This is a genomic window from Halorussus limi (assembly GCF_023238205.1).
In the GTDB taxonomy this organism is placed as follows: Archaea; Halobacteriota; Halobacteria; order Halobacteriales; family Haladaptataceae; genus Halorussus; species Halorussus limi.
The window spans coordinates 3,000,037-3,019,292 of record NZ_CP096659.1; the positions used below are offsets into that span (position 1 = coordinate 3,000,037).

At 56.6% G+C, this 19,256-nt stretch carries 17 protein-coding genes, 1 tRNA gene and 1 pseudogene; 6 read left to right on the top strand and 13 right to left on the bottom strand.

What is annotated here, in order from left to right; all coding sequences use genetic code 11:
• Positions 1 to 79: 79 nt before the first annotated feature.
• Positions 80 to 1,078 (top strand): mandelate racemase/muconate lactonizing enzyme family protein, encoded by a 999-nt coding sequence (locus M0R89_RS15355; protein ID WP_248649956.1) that lies wholly within the window; start codon positions 80 to 82, stop codon positions 1,076 to 1,078.
• Positions 1,079 to 1,270: 192 nt separating this feature from the next.
• Here the strand turns inward: M0R89_RS15355 and M0R89_RS15360 are convergent, their stop codons facing one another.
• The gene (locus M0R89_RS15360) at positions 1,271 to 1,525 is read right to left on the bottom strand and encodes a hypothetical protein (protein ID WP_248649957.1); all 255 of its coding nucleotides are present in this window, start codon (positions 1,523 to 1,525) and stop codon (positions 1,271 to 1,273) included.
• Positions 1,526 to 1,856: 331 nt separating this feature from the next.
• On the opposite strand from M0R89_RS15360, the gene M0R89_RS15365 reads away from it, so the two are divergent.
• On the top strand, positions 1,857 to 3,200 hold the full coding sequence (locus M0R89_RS15365) for a ribonuclease J (RefSeq protein WP_248652285.1): 1,344 nt from the start codon (positions 1,857 to 1,859) through the stop codon (positions 3,198 to 3,200).
• A 65-nt stretch (positions 3,201 to 3,265) separates the two neighbouring features.
• Positions 3,266 to 3,643 (top strand): phosphoribosyl-AMP cyclohydrolase, encoded by a 378-nt coding sequence (gene hisI, locus M0R89_RS15370; protein ID WP_248649958.1) that lies wholly within the window; start codon positions 3,266 to 3,268, stop codon positions 3,641 to 3,643.
• 28 nt (positions 3,644 to 3,671) lie between these two features.
• Here hisI and M0R89_RS15375 read toward each other — a convergent pair.
• Positions 3,672 to 3,746: transfer RNA gene (locus M0R89_RS15375), tRNA-Met, on the bottom strand.
• A 442-nt stretch (positions 3,747 to 4,188) separates the two neighbouring features.
• Here M0R89_RS15375 and M0R89_RS15380 point away from each other — a divergent pair.
• A pseudogene (locus M0R89_RS15380) lies at positions 4,189 to 4,392 on the top strand (IS5/IS1182 family transposase); the annotation flags it as partial.
• A 181-nt stretch (positions 4,393 to 4,573) separates the two neighbouring features.
• On the opposite strand, the gene M0R89_RS15385 reads toward M0R89_RS15380, so the two are convergent.
• Together M0R89_RS15385 and M0R89_RS15390 are read right to left on the bottom strand one after the other, a co-directional pair.
• Positions 4,574 to 4,891 carry an RPA12/RPB9/RPC11 RNA polymerase family protein gene (locus M0R89_RS15385; RefSeq protein WP_248649959.1) on the bottom strand — a complete coding sequence of 106 codons (318 nt, stop codon included), beginning with the start codon at positions 4,889 to 4,891 and terminating at the stop codon, positions 4,574 to 4,576.
• Positions 4,878 to 5,105, bottom strand: a complete 228-nt coding sequence (locus tag M0R89_RS15390) for a hypothetical protein (RefSeq protein ID WP_248649960.1) — start codon at positions 5,103 to 5,105, stop codon at positions 4,878 to 4,880. Before M0R89_RS15390 ends, M0R89_RS15385 begins: the two co-directional genes overlap by 14 nt.
• Before the next feature lie 820 nt (positions 5,106 to 5,925).
• On the opposite strand from M0R89_RS15390, the gene M0R89_RS15395 reads away from it, so the two are divergent.
• Positions 5,926 to 6,111 (top strand): hypothetical protein, encoded by a 186-nt coding sequence (locus M0R89_RS15395; RefSeq protein WP_248649961.1) that lies wholly within the window; start codon positions 5,926 to 5,928, stop codon positions 6,109 to 6,111.
• Between the two features lie 237 nt (positions 6,112 to 6,348).
• Here the strand turns inward: M0R89_RS15395 and M0R89_RS15400 are convergent, their stop codons facing one another.
• The 4 genes from M0R89_RS15400 to M0R89_RS15415 form a co-directional block, all read right to left on the bottom strand.
• The gene (locus tag M0R89_RS15400; protein ID WP_248649962.1) at positions 6,349 to 8,652 is read right to left on the bottom strand and encodes an N-6 DNA methylase; all 2,304 of its coding nucleotides are present in this window, start codon (positions 8,650 to 8,652) and stop codon (positions 6,349 to 6,351) included.
• A gap of 1,098 nt (positions 8,653 to 9,750) precedes the next feature.
• Positions 9,751 to 10,914: a hypothetical protein gene (locus tag M0R89_RS15405; protein ID WP_248649963.1), complete on the bottom strand. Its 1,164-nt coding sequence runs from the start codon at positions 10,912 to 10,914 to the stop codon at positions 9,751 to 9,753.
• A 368-nt stretch (positions 10,915 to 11,282) separates the two neighbouring features.
• Positions 11,283 to 11,759 (bottom strand): hypothetical protein, encoded by a 477-nt coding sequence (locus M0R89_RS15410; protein WP_248649964.1) that lies wholly within the window; start codon positions 11,757 to 11,759, stop codon positions 11,283 to 11,285.
• 372 nt (positions 11,760 to 12,131) lie between these two features.
• Positions 12,132 to 12,662, bottom strand: a complete 531-nt coding sequence (locus M0R89_RS15415) for a hypothetical protein (RefSeq protein WP_248649965.1) — start codon at positions 12,660 to 12,662, stop codon at positions 12,132 to 12,134.
• Positions 12,663 to 13,593: 931 nt separating this feature from the next.
• On the opposite strand from M0R89_RS15415, the gene M0R89_RS15420 reads away from it, so the two are divergent.
• Positions 13,594 to 14,637 carry an HNH endonuclease gene (locus M0R89_RS15420; protein WP_248649966.1) on the top strand — a complete coding sequence of 348 codons (1,044 nt, stop codon included), beginning with the start codon at positions 13,594 to 13,596 and terminating at the stop codon, positions 14,635 to 14,637.
• 166 nt (positions 14,638 to 14,803) lie between these two features.
• On the opposite strand, the gene M0R89_RS15425 is transcribed toward M0R89_RS15420, so the two are convergent.
• The 5 genes from M0R89_RS15425 to M0R89_RS15445 form a co-directional block, all read right to left on the bottom strand.
• Positions 14,804 to 15,610, bottom strand: coding sequence for a GIY-YIG nuclease family protein (locus M0R89_RS15425; protein ID WP_248649967.1), 807 nt, complete (start codon positions 15,608 to 15,610; stop codon positions 14,804 to 14,806).
• 65 nt (positions 15,611 to 15,675) lie between these two features.
• Positions 15,676 to 16,917, bottom strand: a complete 1,242-nt coding sequence (locus M0R89_RS15430; protein WP_248649968.1) for an HNH endonuclease — start codon at positions 16,915 to 16,917, stop codon at positions 15,676 to 15,678.
• A complete protein-coding gene (locus M0R89_RS15435) occupies positions 16,907 to 17,713 on the bottom strand; it encodes a transcription initiation factor IIB family protein (RefSeq protein WP_248649969.1) in 807 nt (268 codons plus the stop codon). Before M0R89_RS15435 ends, M0R89_RS15430 begins: the two co-directional genes overlap by 11 nt.
• 290 nt (positions 17,714 to 18,003) lie before the next feature.
• The gene (locus tag M0R89_RS15440) at positions 18,004 to 18,912 is read right to left on the bottom strand and encodes an ADP-ribosylglycohydrolase family protein (RefSeq protein WP_248649970.1); all 909 of its coding nucleotides are present in this window, start codon (positions 18,910 to 18,912) and stop codon (positions 18,004 to 18,006) included.
• A gap of 43 nt (positions 18,913 to 18,955) precedes the next feature.
• The gene (locus M0R89_RS15445) at positions 18,956 to 19,225 is read right to left on the bottom strand and encodes a DUF8110 family protein (protein WP_248654390.1); all 270 of its coding nucleotides are present in this window, start codon (positions 19,223 to 19,225) and stop codon (positions 18,956 to 18,958) included.
• Positions 19,226 to 19,256: the final 31 nt, after the last annotated feature.

Consider the following 19,256-nt stretch of genomic DNA (forward strand, 5'->3'; position numbering starts at 1 on the left):
CTATTGAGAATCCTCTACGCCCAGTGGAGAGGATTGACTGAACCGGAACCCCTTTTCGGGCCGTTGTAAAAGGGTTTGTATGCGAGTCACAGACGTCGAGACGTTCGTGGTTGATGCCGACTGGCGCAACTGGTTCTTCGTCCAAGTTGAAACAGATAAAGGGATTACTGGTGTCGGAGAAGCACTGAGTGGTGAAGGACTCACAGCCGCGTTAGAGGCGACTGCGGAGGCCCACAAACACTACGTCATCGGGGAGGACCCCCTCAACCGAAAGAAGATCAATCGCCAACTCCGCCGATATCCGTTTGCATGGCGGGCTGGGAAGCTCATTAACGCCGTCTCCGCAGCGTTCGATATCGCGCTCTGGGACATCGCCGGGAAGTATTACGATGAGCCCGTCTGGAAACTCCTCGGCGGGAAGGTGCGGGACGAGATCCCCGTCTATGCCAACGGCTGGCACATCGGCGAACGTACCCCCGAGAACTACGCCCATCACGCCAAGAAGGCCGTCGAGGAACAGGGCTATCCCGCGTTGAAGTGCGATCCGTTCGCCCACTATGAGTACTCGCTGTCAGACGATCAGATCGAGGAGGTTGCGGAACTCCTCGAAGCGGTTCGTGACGCCGTCGGTTGGGACGTCGGTATCGCGCTCGACTGCCACGGTCGATTCACGCGGCGAGGTGCAATCGAGGTCGCAGATGCCCTCGAAGAGTACGACATCATGTTCCTCGAAGAACCCGTCGAGCTGGAGGACCGGGACGTGATGGCGGACGTCACCCAGCACGTCGACATGCCGGTGGCGACGGGTGAACGCCTATACAACAACGAAACGCTGGAAGATGTCGTCCGCAAGCAGGCCTGCGATATCGTCCAACCGGACGTAACCAACTACGGGAGCCTTCAGGAGGTCCAGCACGCCGCAGCCATCGCGAAGTCACGCTACCTGACGGTCGCGCCGCACAATCCGAATGCAGGCATCAGTACGGCAGCGTCCGTCCATCTCTGCGCAGGGATCGAGAATCTCGAAGTGCTTGAACATATGAGCCGTGACGTCGAGTGGGGCGACGAGATCATCTAACACGACTTCGAGGTCGAAGATGGGACGATAGCGGTTCCCGACGAACCGGGGCTCGGTGTCGAGTTCGATGCCGACGCCGCACGTGAGTATCCCGGCGAGCCCAAGGATAGTCACAGTCTCTTCGACGAGGAGGGCGCGCTAAAGCGGCCATAACCAGTTTTAGGGGAAATTGGAAGTCATCGGACAGTACCGTTACTCCTCACCCGTCGTGGCATCCGGACGGGTGAGGAGGTATCCGAAACCGTACAGCACTGCTGCAACGACGACTGCGAGGAGTGTAACGAGTCCTGCTGGGATACCGCTTAGGAGACGTACCGTGCGGCCATAGCTGTCACGGTCGAGTTGCAATCGATTCCAGCAGCGGGAACCGACTACCTGAGGGTGAATGCGGTCGAGCCACGATGGCTCCGCAAGTGCAACATTCGTGTCATCCGAATCGGCCTCCATATCGGGGAGAGGGTACTGCTCTCAGAAATACGTAGTGCTCCGATTGTCATTCCACACGGTAGCGTCTTCATTGCTAGTGTAGCAGACGATTGACCGTATTCTGGATCAACGGGCACAACTTCCGGGAGTATTTATGGCTCGCCTGCGAAGAAGTACGTAACCGAAAGACGCGCAGTCCCGTGTCCGGTCACAGGGAATTTCGTCCGCGAGGTGGTTTTGGCTAGCGGTTCATCGAAGACCTTCCTCATCGGACGGGAGTCCACACGGTACTGTGGTGACGGGACTCCAAGCCGTTACCGTGCTCGTGGACTGCTATGATCGGCAGGTAACTATGGAAATCGAAATTGCGACAATCGGCGGCTACGAGGAAGTTGGCCGCCAGATGACCGCGGTCCGTGCCGGAGAGGACATCGTCATCTTCGACATGGGGCTCAACCTCTCGAACGTACTGATTCACGACAACGTCCAGACCGAACAACTGCACTCGCTCGACCTCATCGACATGGATGCGATTCCGGACGACCGCATCATGAGCGATCTCGAAGGCGATGTGCAGGCCATTGTGCCGACCCATGGTCACCTCGACCACATCGGCGCGATTAGCAAACTCGCCCATCGCTATAATGCTCCGATCGTGGCGTCGCCGTTTACGCTGGAACTCGTCAGAGAGGAAATCCAGGACGAGGGGAAGTTCAACGTCGAAAACGACCTGGTGGAGATGGACGCGGGCGAAACGATGGGCATCGGCGAACACTGCGAGCTTGAATTCGTCAACGTGACCCACTCCATTATCGACGCCATCAACCCGGTCCTCCACACGCCCGAGGGTGCAATCGTCTACGGCCTCGACAAGCGGATGGACCACACGCCGGTGCTCGGTGACCCCATCGACATGAAACGGTTTCGGGAACTAGGTCGTGAGAGGAACGGCGTGTTGTGTTACATTGAAGATTGTACCAACGCAAACAAGAAGGGTCGGACCCCCAGCGAAGCCGTCGCTAGAAGTCAACTCCGAGACCTCATGATGAGCCTTGAGGACTTCGACGGCGGCATCCTTGCCACGACGTTTGCCAGTCACATCGCTCGGGTCACGAATCTCGTCGAATTCGCAAAGGAAATCGGACGCCAACCAGTCCTCCTCGGGCGGTCGATGGAGAAGTACTCCGGGGCAGCCGAACGCCTCGGGGCCACAACCTTCCCCGAGGATCTCGGCATGTACGGCCATCGCAAGTCCGTAGACCGGACATTCAAACGCATCATGAAAGAGGGCAAGGAGAACTTCCTGCCAGTCGTGACGGGCCACCAGGGCGAACCGCGGGCAATGCTCACTCGGATGGGCCGTGGGGAGACACCGTACGATCTTGACAACGGCGACAAGGTTATCTTCTCGGCAGGGATCATTCCTGAGCCGACCAACGAGGGCCAGCGCTACCAGTCCGAGCGCCTCCTGAAGATGCAGGGCGCCCGCATCTACGACGACGTCCACGTCTCTGGCCATATCTCGCAGGAAGGGCATTACCAGATGCTCAATACGCTCCAGCCCCAGCACGTAATTCCGGCGCACCAGAACATGCAGGGCTTTTCGGGCTATGTTGACCTCGCAGAGAGTCAAGGCTACAAGCTTGGCCGTGACCTGCACGTGACTTCCAACGGAAATACGATTCAGTTGGTGTAAAGAACGTTCGTTAATCGCGCTCGAAAACGACAACTCATATCCCCGTTCTACTGTACTGTCTCTCCATGCAAGATAACTCTCTTACCGTCGATCTAGAGTTTGGTGAAACTGAACTGATACCTGCGATTGCACAGGACGTCGAGACGGACGAGATTCTGATGCTCGCGTACGTCTCACCGGACGCGCTTGCGAAAACCCAGAATACGGGTCTCGCTCACTACTACTCTCGTAGCCGCGATGAGCTGTGGCAGAAGGGCGGCTCTAGCGGACACGTCCAACGCGTCGAGGAGATCCGAGTTGATTGCGATGGGGATGCGCTGCTCTACCGTGTTGAACAGGAGGGCGGGGCCTGCCATACGGGGTACCGCTCGTGTTTCTATCGAACGCTCGACGGGGACATCGTCGGAGAGAAAGTATTCGATCCTGACGAAGTATACGAGTAGCCCCCACCAACGAACGGCGTGGAACTGATAGCGGGAGGTGGAGTTGAACCACCGATCTCCAGGTCATGAGCCTGGCGGAATCACCGGGCTATCCTATCCCGCTGTACCGCCGTTTGGACACCGAGCAGTTAACGGTTTGGAACACGCCGTCCCATCACCACGATGAATTCAGCGATACTCACTTATCGGGTCCATCGCCAACTGATTTCGTCTACTCCAGAATGATACATTCCTTTAGAGACGTTCCCACAGTTGGGACAATTAACGGTGAAAATCGAGTACTCATCGGGCGTGACTTCCTGATCGGAGTCGCAGGCAGGACACACAACCTCAATCGGTGCCATCACCGATACTTTCAGTCTCCGATATCTAATGGTTGTTGCCCAATCTAAATGCACTCCTTCTGTACGAGGCGTAACGGTTCAGTGTACCCACTGTCCATTGACGTTTGACAAAATAAGATTCTAAAAGCTCGATGTGCATATTCCGAGGGCTTTGTTGAAACCCTTGCTGAGGAGCATGACGAATGATTACTAGGAGATAAGATGGATGTCCTCCCGAAATCACGTCTTCTCCGATTCGTTGAGCGTGCTATGGTGCTGGCTCGACGTGCTGTTACACGGTTCTCAACCCGATATTCACGGAAGCGATTTACATTTCGGCAACACGTCGTTCTGCTCTGTCTAAAGGTCAAGAAGACAACGACGTACCCGACCTTGTTGACGAACTCATCTACCGCACCGATAATCGGAGGAATGAACATCCCAACAACGGCTCTTGTGACCGCGGTCGTTGATAGCCTCACGAACGTTGTGGGAATTGGGTTGGAGTCGATGTGTGGCCCCACTTGAGACCGAGTACCCCCGGGAGTTGAGAGTCTGCTGTGGCGGTCTGTGCATATGTACGCGGCGGGGTTCGCGGGATGCGCCGTCAGGACTCGCGCCACTTGTGGCCGCACTCGACGCAGGTGAACAGCCGAACCTCGTAGGAGCCGCCCGGCTTCGGCATCATCTCGTAGTCGGCCCGGTCGCTGTCGCAATCGTCCGCCGGACAGGGCTCCTGCATCGTCTCGGTGGCACCCTGGGTCGCGTCGGCCACGACGGGTGCCCCGTCGTCCCGCTGTCCATCCTGGGTCGTCATCGCCGCTTCTGCGTGCGAGTCCCGCACCTCCTCGTTCTCACAGGAGCGACACACCCACGTATCGCCCTCCGTGTGCATCAGCGAACCACACTCGTCACAGAATTGCATACAGAGTAAGAATACACGAGTGTCGGATAAATGTGTTAACTTCTGATCCGTCGTGGATTTCGGGCAACTGCTTATGCTGACTGTACTGAGTTATCGAAGAGACAACAGGCACCGGATCCTTCTCATCGTAGCCGGGGGAAAGCGTGTTTTCGCAGACGTAGTAGAAGTTCGCCGCGGCGGTCCAGAGGTCAGACGACAGGGCATCGTCGTACATGTGGAGCGCGACGTGGATGTCAGCCTCCGCGTCCGCTTCGATCCGTTTCGAACGGCACTCTCGGACATCCCGCTAGACGGACGCGACGTCCCCGGAGATTTCGATTTCCTCGGGTATCTCGTTCATTCCGAGCAACGCGGTCGCAGAATTGCCCAGAGAGAGTTGAGACTGATACTTCAGCGCGCCCCTCCCTGATGTGTAGGCCCCAGATACTACTTCGTGGCGGACGGGTGTACAACGCGAGTACCGGCGTGTCAGCGCTGTCCCCTCGAACCTGAGTGCCAGTACGCAGACCCCGGTTCGAGGAGGTGAGAAACCAGTACGTACTTACATGGATTTGGGAGTGGATTGAAGAGCACCGCCGTTTATGTCGACACATGCTCCGACGTACGTTCCTGCGAGCGCTTGCGGGTCTCTCGGCACTCCCGTTCGTTCCTGGCCGTCTTGACCCGACGCCGAAAAGATTCCCTGCTGACGGACATCTTATGTTCTGGTACCATTTCCGGCAAGCGGTCATCACCGACCACGGAATGAGCACGGAATGGTCCCGAGAAACCCTCGTCGAGAATTTAGAGCTCACCCAGTGCTCCCGCAACGAGGCGAAACTAGCATTGGAACTCGCGCACAACGGGTACTACTCTCTCGACACAGTCCCCGAAGAGTGGCGAGAATACTTTGACCGGGTTGATCGAGTTGACCGGCAACACGAAGAGACGGCGTGAGATATGTAGGATCACGGAATTTACATTGGACATTCGGTGTGGTCACCGACTCAGTAACTATCCGAGCGTTGAAGTCGGTCAGTGGCCGTCGACAAAGCATGCTCCGCGAAATCATCGCTGATACCGACAACGACGACGGAACACCTGTCGTCCGCCTCCGATGCCCCGAGTGCCGATCCCGGATCGACCGCGAGTACTCTGTCCGGTACGGCGAACGGATCAAGTGCGACCAGTGCCGAGAACCCGTGCTCGTCACGTTCCAAGTCGAGCAGGTCCCACAGTAACGAACCCCCTATACCGGGTCAAACAAAAGCCCGATTCACCCAACTTTTTATCGTTATTTCCCCGGAGAGTTCGTTAAGTGTCTGACCATCGGCGTGCCGGAGTTCAGAGGTTCCGGATCATCCGCGGCCTCAACAGTGTAGACGGTCTCTTCACGAAGACGGGGAAGAACACGATTCGTCTCAGAACCAACGCCGACCAGGCGGAACTCCTTGACAACAGGGATCCGCCGGAGGTACTCATTCTAGCTCCGCGTCCGAAGGCAATCTAAGCTGGAGCTCCTGTTCCAGTATCGTCATAATTCGTTTCTTCGCGGAGTCAGAGTTCCCACTCCGTCGCGTGGCCGTTCGGAGTTCCTCGAAAGCGTCAGCAAGTGCGGACACGACATCGTCCGGTAAAGTCTGCGGATCAATTACCGGAAGTTCTCGGAGGTCACTGATACTGAGCGACTCGTAGCCATCCTGGCGTGTGTACGTCTCCTCGGTGAGGAGTTGCGCGGTGAACTCGCTGTTGAGGTACGCGAGTAACGCCTTCATCTCGACCTCGGCGAGTCGGATACCGTGAAGTCCGTGGAAATTATGGACGTTTCGAGCCCGCACCTCGTTGAGAACGAACGGGAATCCGTCACGGCTCGTATCCGGCACCACGATCTGCGGCGGGTCGTGACGCGGCGGGCGATACCAGTACGTCCGCCGGTCGAACGCGTCGGTCCCAACGAGATCGTGGACCGTTACCGCAGTCCGTAGATACGGCTGCAACCCGGTCTCGTCTCCGTCGTTCTGTAGCGAATCCGGGACGGACCGCACCTGCTCGGCGAAAGTGGCGATCTCGTCGGGAACGTTCGACAGTTCGTCCGGATCGAGAAGCCACACCGCCGCACCGCTCTCCCGCAACTCCGCCCAGCCTATCTCGGTGAAGTCGTAGCCATCGACGACCGACGGGCGTCGAATCAGGCGGGAGAGCTGCTCCTCGGAAATACCGTACTCGTCCACAGTCTGCTGTGACAAGCAGAAGAAGTTGACTGCCCCGGTGACGGCCCCGCGTCGACACGTTGCGAGTGTACGTAGCGGTACGAGTCCGTGCGTCTCAATGCTTTCCCGGTCGAAGAGCGACTGCCAGTTGCTAGTTGGATCGAGCTGTTCTTGTTGGCGACAGACCACCTCACCCCACAAAGTTTCGCCGTCGACAACGCCGTCGATGGCGTCGCGGATTTCGTTCGTATCGACATCCTCGTCAACGCGCACGAACCGCGTGTCTCCAGTAGGAGCGTCTTCTGCGGGCACTTCGAGGCACACGAGAAGCGCGGTCTCGTCGGCCGTATCGAAGATTGACGTCGCTTCCGGATTGAACCGGACGAGGGACTTGATCCGGTACTCGTCGAGGAGGAATCGCTTGAGCGTCTCGCCGAATTTGCGGCTGAGCCAACTCTGGGGCGTGATGAACGCGGCTCGATCTCCGGGACCTAAGAACTCCCGCGAATGGTACAGGAAGTACGTATACAACGGCGATTTGCCGCTGATCGTGCGCCCGGTGCTGTCCTCGAACCGCGCGTTGCAGCGTCGCTTGTAGCTCGCTGGCAGCGCTTGGGCACCGGTGAACGGTGGATTCGAGACGATGCCGTCAACCTCACCGGGAAGGTCATCCGGCGAGAGAGTGAGGAAATCCACTGTCTGCGGCTCGTGAGACTGTCCAGACAACGTCAGCGCAGTCGTCCCCATCAGCATCGAGAGTGGGCTCTGATCGACACCGAAGACCTTCTTCGGGTCTAAGTCCGTCAGCCAGTGGGGATGGAACGGGCTGGACAGGACTCCGGACCCTATCCCCGGATCGAGTACTGTGTCGTCGCCAGTGGTAACCCACGAGCGCAGCAGTCGGCCGACGGCTGGCGGCGTGCGGAACTGCCCCAGCGATTGGCGGCTCTCACTCGTCGTGAGTCTCTCATAGACCTGCCCGATGTCTTCTGCCGGGTTCCGAGAGGTGAGGAGGCAATCGCGGGCTTCGACGACGGGCGTGACGATGTCGTCGTCGGCCCGCCAGATGATTCTGTCGACGGGCAGTTCTCGAAACGCTGCATCCCCCGTTTCGTGGTACGCGTGCTGAAGGGCAGCGCGGATGTCTGCCGAGAGTGCTGACAGGTCGCCACGCCGCTGATACCACTCGTAGAGAGTCGTCTTCAGTAGGATGCTAATCACACTATGCCTGGCCAGGACCGTCCGGCGCTCGTCTTGAGGGAGCGTATCGAGACCGTGACGTTCACTCCACGTCTGTATAGCCGTCTCTAGTGAGGCTGAGTCAACCGTCGCCGCGAGGTGATCGGCCGCCGCTGAGAGGCGGTCAAGAAGGTCGTCATCGACGACGGACTCGTCCAGTCGGGGGAATGACGCTGGTGTCTCCGGTGTGACCCTTGGAGGGACAGGGGTCGTGATCGGACAGTCGTCCGGGGTACAGCTGGTATCGACATCTGTCCTTCTCGTCGTTCGATACGCCCCAGGTTGTGAACCTGAATTCGGGAGTGCCAGGTTCGTTCCGGCGAGTCTATCCATCGTGATGGACCGGTCTCATGAACCACTCGTTTATATATGTTAGTCAGACGGGTATACTCGAATTCTAACGGTACGTGTCATTAGAAGGCAGATTCGGGCATAATTGGGGTATACTACGAGATCTCCGCTATAGAAAGGAGTAGATGAGGTCGCGGCTCGGAATGTCGGTACTGACTTTCGAGGATGAACGTCGTGAGACCAGGATTGCTTGGCCCGGAACTGTTCAGACCGTGCAGAGCTCGCGCGGCTCAATTCCATCGCTCTCAGTTACCCACTCATGAGGTTACCTCGGTCACAAGTCGGAGCCGTCTCCGACTTCCGAGGTAGTCATCGTGATTCTCAATTTGCGGAGCCGTCCTGCACTTCCGAAGGGTCCGCCGAGAAAACCAATATATGTTTTCCGCAGAGTAGCGGAGTACGACGCCGGTTTTCGGGAACTGTCTATCTAGTGTTAGGACAATCAATATCCCAGTATTCCCTTCAAAGCGTCGCTGTACGGTGGTTCTGCATGATTCCCAGGAGAAGTTAATGTACCTCCGCCGTGTGGTGGTTCTTAACGAACCATCGTATTCCCAATGGAAGTGACTGTAGGAAGCTGATACTTTTTAGAGGCCAGAGAACCTCGATATCTGATTACTGATATTTTGTGGGCTAAGAATGGATAGAAAATGGAGTTGATCGCCGTCGCGTAATGTGGTTCCCGAAGATTCACTGTGAATGTACATTACTCCGCGCTGTACGGCGGTTCCGAAGAGTTCGGCGCGTGAGCAATGTGAACCGGACGGCGCGAATTCACGCTTTGACAGCACGCTCGCGCGATTGAGCGCACGACCATATCGTCCGCGACCCTGGCCATGTCAGCCGATTCTCAACAATTCGTGTATCACTTCCATTACCACCCACGAAGAGCCTCCAAACCGTTCTTGACAGAATCTGTACATAGTTTAGCGAAGCGCACGCGTTCCGCAGTTGATTCAAGCGTTTGAACCCCTCAGACCCACCGTTATCCGCCTAATCAACCCCTTGCTCCGAGACCAGTATAATTAGGGTACTGTCCCCCATTCAGGGGCGACAGCAGGGGTACTGCGGAAGAGTGAGTTACCAGTTGGTTGAGAATATGATGGCCGGGTCGATTGTGGTGGTCGGGTCACCTATTGTGGAGGACCAGAGATCGGAGGTCGTTGTCCAGCTCTCGACCACCCAGCTCGTGGCTCCCTCGTAGGCCTCGCGGATTTGCTTTTGTCCCGTCGAGACGTTCGGCTCGGAACCAAACGGGCCGTTCGGAAGTTCCGCGCTGAGGGCTTCGTGGTTGTGCCAGTGGTTGAAGATTTGGTAGGCGGTTTCGCGCGTGTCGAAGACGGCGCACGGAATTATCCCCTGATTGTGGAGGTCAACGAGCTTCCGGTACGTGTTGCGGTGAAGCGTCCAGTTGTGGTGGCTCGTCAGTACTTCACCGGCGTAGAGCTGTCCGTTTGGGTTCCTGCTCACGATGTCGACGGTGTAGCCGTTCAGGTTGCAGTACGTCTCGACGTCGCGGCCGTGGTGGCGTTCTCGGATGGTGGCCAACCCGACGGCGACGCGGTGTGGGAGACCCTCTCTGGGATCGCCTTTGAGCGGTGGGAATGCGCTGTGTTGGTTGATGAGCGTTCGACCCTTGAGCGTCGGGCTGTACCAGACCTTTTTCCGCAAGATCGTCTTCGGAGCCAGGTAGACGGACGCCTCTTGTTCGTACCACGGGTGGTCTCCGAACGCTTCGGCGAACTCGTAGTCGTGGTCGGGGTCAATGACGAGTCGCTTGAGGTCGTCTTGGTCGAGGTCGCCGAAGAGGTCGGTCCAGCTCGGGAGTTTGTCCCGGAGGAGGTGGTGACCGCGAACGCGTTCCCCGTTCCACAGCCTCCCGAGGCGCTCAAGTGCAACACGGCGGTCGTGAGTGAGCCTCATCTGTCGGCCCGCCGCACCACCAGGCACGACGTCGGCGGTGCCTTCGTACTTCGCCGTGTCTGATTGTTGCCACGGGGGGAGTTCTTCGACGTCGAGTGTCTGTCGACGAGGATTGTACCCGTAGACGGACTTGAGGTACTCTTCGGTCACCCACGCGACGTGTGGAGCCGGGAACGAGTTCCCCCAGAGGATGAGGTCGTCGACGTCGGCGGGGTGACCGGGGTCGTAGCCTTCCAGTGGCCACACGTCGGGGTCGGGATCATCGTCTGTCGGAGAGAAATCCCCGAATAAGCGCGGTTCCATGTACGGACCGTCGAACATACTGTCGCCTCCGAGGTAGATGAGTCGAATGTCACGGTCGGGGTAGTCGAGGGACGTCGTCATCTTCTCCAAGTTTTCCGGAGGCGACGTCGCACGATCTGGTCGGAATGGAGGTCCGGTCGACATACACTTGGTATGCCCGTGCCACGTTTAATGGTCTGGACTTAGTCGTTATTGGTGGTGCAGAGACTGTCGAAACAACAGGACAGCACGCGCGGCACGAATCCAGCTGGAACTTATGCATTAGCTAGGTCTACGTGATGAATTAGGGGGTCTGCCTCTTCGTTTAGTACTGGTTCCTCTTAGAACGGATTTGCGTTCGTTGCAGGTGGTGAGCCGTGTCGCTGTAGTCTGAAAGATCGAGGCTGCTAGTCGCCGACTTCTTCGATGACCTCCGATTCCTCCAGACCGGACTCCGGCGTGTAGTAGAGCGCTGCGTCGGTCAGTTCGACGATGCGGTAGTACCGGTGCTTCTTGTTGTTGTGGCTCGCACCGCTGACTTTGACGATGTCACCGCTGGACAGCTCGCTGATGTCCATGTGGTAGTCACTGTCGATTGTCTGCTTGTCGAGCCAGTCGCCGTCGACGGCGTACGTGTCGTGGGTGCCGGTGACCTTCATGATCCATGCCTTGCCCGCTTTGCGGTTGGGGTGCGCTGAGAGGTCCGTCCACGCGACGTACCGGCCGTTGACTAAATCAACTCTCTCTGCGTCGTCCGTGTCGATGTCGTACTTACGTCGCTCCAGTTCTTCTTCGATTTCTTCGCGCTGCTCTTCTAACTCCTCGGTCGTGAACTCGTAGAGCTCACTTTGTCTGTGGTCGTGGGGGGTCGCTTGTTCTACCATCGGCACACCTCGAAAACCGCCAGCCCCTTTTCAATGTAAGGCCTGAACGGGGGAAGGAACAGTGCTTCTCGACACAGCGGACGGCGGAAAACACGCTTCTTACCCCGGTTTGAGACTGTCAGCGCGACCTCCTGACTGAGCGCACGACCATATCGTCGTTTGCCGGTAACAGAAGTCCTGCGCGCGTCGCTTGCGATGGATCGTTCAGAATCACACCACGGGGCCGAGCTCAGACTGTATTGAACCGGTAGACAGCGATACTCACCACCCGCAAACTGCCAGCTACGGAACCCGTGTCGGGCTGACCGACGAAGTCTGTTCTGCGTCTTGTCATAGTCAGACTCTCGATATTCTACCGGCCTGTAAGGTCGCCTAAAAGGCCTCGTCAATTTTTAGATCGTCACCATCAGCCATCGAGTCAGGCAACGCGTCACGATACTCTTTCACTGAGAATTTTCCGAGTGTCTCTAGCGAATCAACCAACTCGGCGATGTTCTCTGCACTAAGGTCTGGGTCCTGTTCACAGACGAGAGCGAATTTCCTCGGGGAGCTAAACCACTTGTAGTCTGAAGACGTTCGCGGATCAGGGAGGAGGATCCCGCGTGATTCGAGGAGGTTCTTGTACTTCTCTACTGTCCGCGGGTCGGTACGCCCTGCCTTGTGAACCGCCTGTTCGAAGTCTGACTCACTGACGTTGTCAGGCAGATGCTCTATCGTGCTCTTCACTCCCTGTCTCACCTGCGGCTCCAAGTCATCCAGGTTCGCAAGTCGATCTGTGTGTGAGTGTGTGCGGTCAGTTTGGGCGGGGGCGGCCTCGTTCCTCAGGAGATGTAGGAGTTCGTCCTGCTGCTCTTCGATTCGTTCGAGTCGTTCGTCTAATCGTGCGAGGCGGTCCCGTTCCATGTACTCTTGCATCGCTCTCTCGACTAAACGACCGAATTCTCCCCTGACCTGCCCTTTTACCTCGTGGGTGTACTCTCGGAACGCGTCTCGTACGTCCTCGTCTACTCGGGCATTCAGCGGAATACGATTGCTCAACGAGAACACCCCCCAGATCGGGAGACTAGTTCAGGTGCGATTACAGCACGATTACGTTCACATCTGATCAAGCGCGGATAGAGTACAGTACGATTACGCAGTAGTGTTTGTTGTCTGCTATAGTGGTCGAGTTCTAGATGAATCTCAGCCGTCTTCAGGCCCGTACCTTGACGCCCTCTTTGGTTTTTGTCGCAACTTGTTTCTCTACACCTCCCGGCTATTGGATGGAGTCTCCCACACGCACACAGAGTGTTTTGTCCTCGTCTGAATTGAGAACAGTACTGTGTAGGTTGTATTCTCTCCGTCGGTTCTTCGTCAGTCATCGCCTTATCCCCGGCTAACCACCACCCCTTTAATGCAGTAAGGGTTCAGCGAAGAAACCGGCAAAATATCCCTCTTTCTTTGCCAGAGTTGGGTGCTATAATGGGTTGATTCCCCGCAGATACCTACCGGGACCATCCCCAAATCACCGCGCTTGCTGTCGGTTTCAAAAGTTCCATCGAAGCGAGCAGAGATCAGAGAACGACTAAATGTAGTTTCCAAGGAATCCATCAACGAGTGAACTACCGTACCCTACTCGCTCATGGCTGACGTCGTTCGCTCCTTGAGGGTAGGGCTTCCTGCTTCCACGACGCGCTTTGCAGACACAGGTGTATCCACAGAGAGTGCAGTCTCCGTCTCTATCGCCACTCAGAAAGCCTATCACTATTGGCGATACCGGGCGACGAGACCGTTCAGTATACATCATCGGCACCAATCACTGTTATTACACAGCGGAAGCAACGACACTACGGACATGCAGCACAGGTTCCGTGTCGGCGAACAATACCGAGACACCGGCAGTTATCGGAACTCTTCTGACCAGTTCCTCAGATGGATTCGCGGCCCGCTCGACAGCGGCATCAAAAACACCGGCGGAATCCGTGACCTCCGTGCGAATCGGTCTGAGACGCCTGCAGCGCTCGTACTCGTCTCGAACGACAGCGGTATCTCCCAACATGACGACCCGTGGGAAGACACACTCGCCGTCAACGCCGGCTACATCAGCTACTGGGGCGACGCGAAAGCCGACAATCCATACGACGACTCTATCAAGAACCAGAAAATCAAGACCGCGTTCGACCGAGCCGCGGCTAGACGACGCGAAGACGTTCCACCAGTCCTCGTATTCCGGAAACCTGAATCCGGAGTCGTCGAATTCTGCGGATTGTGCGTACCAGACCACTTCGAGGTCCGCACCTACCAAGCCGACTCCGGGACACAAATCCCAAATTACCTGTTCCACTTCTCAATCCTCAACACCCAGTCCATCCCCATCTCTTGGCTACACGACCGCGCCCGGATGAACGATGACGCCCGAGCGCCGGATGTCTGGAAGCGCTGGGTCGAAACTGGCGACGTCGCCCAATGGCCGACCGGCGAGACGCTCGACCAGAGCGGGCGGGTCCGACGCTACGAAACCTCCGAAACCGCCGTGAGCGACGCCTTTCGAACAGAGACGTTCGAACGGTACGGCCACGCCTGTACCATGACCGATATTCGAGAAGACGACCTCCTCGACCTGGCACATGTCCTCCCGCGAAGCCAGCATCCCGAACTCGCCGAACATCCGGAGAACGTCCTCGTGCTGAACTCACTCCATCACCGAGCGTTCGACGCTGCATTATTTACTATCGACAGCGATTACCGGATTCGAACTAGTCCGTCCTTCGACCCTGCTCACCCGTTCCTCCGCCGAACAATCCTCGAACGAGCGGGCGAGCAGCTTTCATTCCCGTCCACTATTCAAGTCCGGCCGTCGTTTCTTGAAGAACTCAATACCGGCCTATCTTGGTTATAGCACGCCAAGCTTCTCTATTGAATCGATGACCGAAACTCAGCAGAGACGTAGGTAGCTCATCTCCTCCTGTAAATAGTGAAGTAGTCCTTAGGTAGGAATGGGGTCTAACTGAGTGACAATAACCGGAGTTCTATTTCCAACGATGAAAGACAGTGAAGCGGGCGATTCAATGGACTTTGTTAAAAGTAACAGTCTCACTGTCGAGGTCTGGTTCTGCAGCCCATCCGAGTTCTGCCCAGCCTTCGGCATGAGCGTGGCCAGTAGGATTCCACCAAACGGCGTATTTACGAGCAGATGCAGGTAATGGAACACCCAGGATCTCCTCTATCTCTTCAAATGAGAGGTGGAGAGTGTTCACATCAGCCTTCTTAAGGTGATCATAGAGCGGTGCGTACTTACTACTCGTCAATTGGTGCTGATTTGTGGATTCGTTAAAAATAGACTCTCGGTCTTTTGCAGGGCCATCAGCTTGCGCGATTTGCTGTGGACTATCAGTCACGGTGGTTGGAGATTCGAAATTCCAGGATGGATCGCACTCTTCGATTAACGCCGCTTCCCGTTGTTTCCTGTCCTCGGCCTCCATTGCCCAGAGTGCGACCTGCCCTTCGTTGCGGATGACTTCGAGAATGGCGTTATTGATTCGACAGTTGGTCTGCTGTCCACCCTCAAAACAGTTCTTGGGAGAAATGTTGGAGTATCCGTATTGAATTCGACTATGTATATCCACAGCCTCTCCGACATACACTATCTGATGGTTTGCGGTGAAGATATAAACACCTGATCTCTCTTGGAAGCTGGAGGTGTCAACGTGGAATTTACAAAACGGTCCCCAACCGTACTGATGGACAGACGTTTCGTCTGATTTTTCGTAGCGTTGTTGAGGCATTTTGAGATCGATCTGCCCTGCCTCATTCCGTTCTACTGTGACGGTGTCTACAAACTCGAACTTCTGAGTGAGATCAGAGATATCCATAATTTGGATTCAAAGCCATTTGGTATAATAATCGGGTCAGTGAGTCCATTGACAGCTGCTTCCATTTACTCGCCGGCAATGACCTTGTTATGGTACGTGAGATGGTCGTCGCTGATTTGGTGTGGGTCTGCGATATTCAATACAGTTCCATCAACGGCCTCTTCGTAGGTGTGGGTGACGCGGTACGTCTCTGGGTCAACGGTGAGTCGGCCGTAGTCGAAATCGGCGTGGTGGTTCGGACAGAGAACGAGAATATTCTCCGGCTCATCGGGTCCATCGTGCGGGCGACCGAGCGGACGGATATGGTGTGCCTCAGCGTACGGATTCCCATCCGGACCACGCCGAGAGACGCTACAGACCTGGCATGTATGATTGTACATACGCTTCATATCGTGGGCGAGGTCAGTATTGCGCACCACGCGACTACGCGTCGTCTCGACACGATCCGGGTCAGGGGCTATCAAGTCCAGTGCCGGTTCCTTACGATCCGCACGCCCGTCGCGGTCCAACTGAACTATCTCTTCCGGACTGAACTTGCTCAATCCGTCGTCGGCGTCCACTCCCGACTCCAACAGATCTTGGACTGCATCAACATCGGTTACTAAGGCATCTACAGGCGGGTGCGAGCATCTGAACGTAATATGGCGCTCAATTGTCGTCCGCGAACAGTCGTACTCCTCAGCAATGTCGCTAAAGTCGACATCAGGACTGGACCGATACGTTTCCCGGATTGCCTGACAATCTGAGTTCGAGATATCCCGACGCCGATCATTCGGCTCACGGGGAGGTTCGTCAACCTCGTGCGCACACTCACCGTTCACGTGAGCAAGAACCACTTGATACTCGTGGTCAACGGTGTCCGCATAGGCCATCACGCTCGCTGCATCGTGAACGCCACGGCGGAGTTGGGCACATTCCTCCGCTGTAACATGGTCTCGTTGGAGAATCTCCTGCTTCGCAACTGTCGGGGACTCGACGGCAACCTCGTGCGAACAATTTCCAGTAAGATGCCGGACAAGCGTCTGCCAGCGACGACCCGTTGACGCCCGTAGGGCCTCAATCGCCTCCCCAGCGGCATATCGATCTCTAATGTCACGACATTCAGGAGCGGTCACGTTGTGAGTCCGGCCACGTGAAATCGGGGTTTCGTCACAATCGTGAGAACACTCGCCAATCAAGTGGTCGTAGACGTCTCTCCGAGGATGATCGCTCTCGACCGCGAGTTCATACGGTGACTTGCCGTTGCGGTATGATACCCGCCACTCCTGGCACTGCCGTTCTGAAATTGTCTCGTCTTCAACTCTCATAGTCGAACCTCTCGTTGTACTTCGCAATTGTCTGAGTTCCAACACCGAGCGCGGAGCTAATATCGCTGGCAGTCAGGTGCACCCCGTTCGCCTGGGCGACGCTCAAGTATGCACCTCCAGTGACCCCAGCACGACTGGCACTGTCTCCGACGTCCGCATCAGTCGCAATGTCACGGGCATCGTCAGCATACACAGCCGGATGTTCGGAGAAGGCTGTCTGGAGCGTCGCAATTGCCTCATCAATTGTCTGGGGTGGAAGTACATCTACTGGGACATCGTCCGCCAGTTTCAGGAACGTTTTGTAGTTCTTGCGGATGGAGACCGGAGTTTTGTTTACGAAGTCTGCGACATCCCGCTGGCGAATTTCGAGCCCGTGTTTCTGCGCGACGGCATAGAGGATCGCACCGGCGACCGTCGTCGGGGCAAATCCACTATGGAGATTACGTTCTTTCCCGCGTTCAAGCAGATCGAAACACTCCGCTGCCTGGTCTTCCGTGAAGCCGAACTCATCAATCCCGTCATCCAAGTAGGTGTCAGGTTCGACTGGGGTCGGCTGAATATCCAACTCTGACATCAGCCTCGCACTCAAGTGTTGAATGTTCTTCTGGGACTTCCGAGCATGATCGGCAATGTCCGGCAGCGAAATTGGTTCCTCCTGACGGGTACACGCGAGGTAGAAACAGGCACCCGCAACGCTATCGATGGAATCATACTCGTATCCCGACCGGAGGACATCTCCACATAACCGAATTCCATCGACCATCGTGTCCTCTGCCGCGTCGAGCGTCTCACCCATCCGCTCAATCTCGGTCCCCACATAGAGCAGAACCGAGCGACGGGAGTACCGCGCTTGCATCATCATTAAGATGACTTATTTCTCTTATTTACCTTTCGTTACTAGCAATTAGATTCCATCATCGCCATATTTTACTGTAAATGAGGTGTGGTGGCCGAACCACGATGTACCAGTTCGGTTTGCCTGCCCTATTAACGAGATTCTGATCCTGAATCACCCAGATCTCGTGGCGAGTCTCGTACACCCAGTACCGCACCTCGTCAAATTCCGGTGGAAAGCTAACACCTGCATCACGCCATCTTCAAGAGACTATCCGCAAGCGATTCGAGTTCATCGGTTTCGTCGATCATGGAAAGCCATTGGCGGGGGAGCCCCGACGCACCGAATCGCGCCCCGGCAATGGCTCCCGTGATCGCGCCGATGGTATCAGTATCACCGCCACGGTTGACGGCAGTGACAATCGCCTCCTCGGCACTCTTGGACGCTAACCCGTCGTGGAGAGCCGTTTGAATCGAATGGACAACATAGCCAGACGTCTCTAGTGTACCAGGGGAAGTAGCACGGGTGAGAGGACTAAGCGCAGCGGTGAGCTCGTTTGGTGCACTTGCATCGACATAGTCAAGGGCGTCCTGCAGTGGTGCGTTAGCATCGTCAAGGATGCCCGCGAGTGTGAGATTTAGAATGGCGCAGCCATAGGTACACCGCGGGTCAGCGTGCGTAATCTGCGAGGACTGCCGACTCACTTCGACGAGTCGATCCCAGTCAGTGGCATACGGGATGGCGAGCGGCGGGCACCGCATCACACTCCCGTTCCCAGCATTCTGGCCTTCAGGGCTGTTCTCCCAGACCTGCTGGCCCGCCTCGTCCCACTCGTCGCCGCGCTTGAGGCGGCTGAGCGCTCGTCTCGTCATCCCTCCGATGTCGAACGGGCCGCTGTCGTACCACGCGACGAACCTATCGGCAATGTCCGCCGGGTCGAACGCTTGGTGTTCGACGAGGCTTCGAGCGATGCACAGCGCCTGCTCGGTGTCGTCTGTAATCGTTCCAGCAGGCTGGTTCCACGTGCCGTGCCCGACCATCTCGTCAAGCCGCCCGTGCTCAGCACTGATCTCCGACGCAGACGCGAACTCGACTGGCCGGCCAAGCGCATCCCCGCACGCTAACCCAAGGAGGATCCCACGCGCTCGATCTGAACTCATACGTGACCCAACGAAGACCCATGAGAAAAATGTAGGGTAGCAGTCACTCGTCAGGCTTCGTTCCCGTACGGAGATTCTCCCGATACTTCGCCCACGACTGGTACATTTCCACCCGTTCTTCTTCCGTCATCGTGTCGTGCTCGTCCTCGTCGTAGAACGGGAGTTCGTCCTTCTCGGGCATCTCTATGAGCCTTCCGAGCGGGTAGAGTTGCTCGTAATAGTGCTCCAACACCCAGTCTTCGCCATGCTCGTCAACGGCTTGCTGAATGTACGCGGCAGCCCCTGGATAGTCGTCTTCCAACATACCGGTCATTGTGTATGCTCGATGACCCTGTGTCTCTACG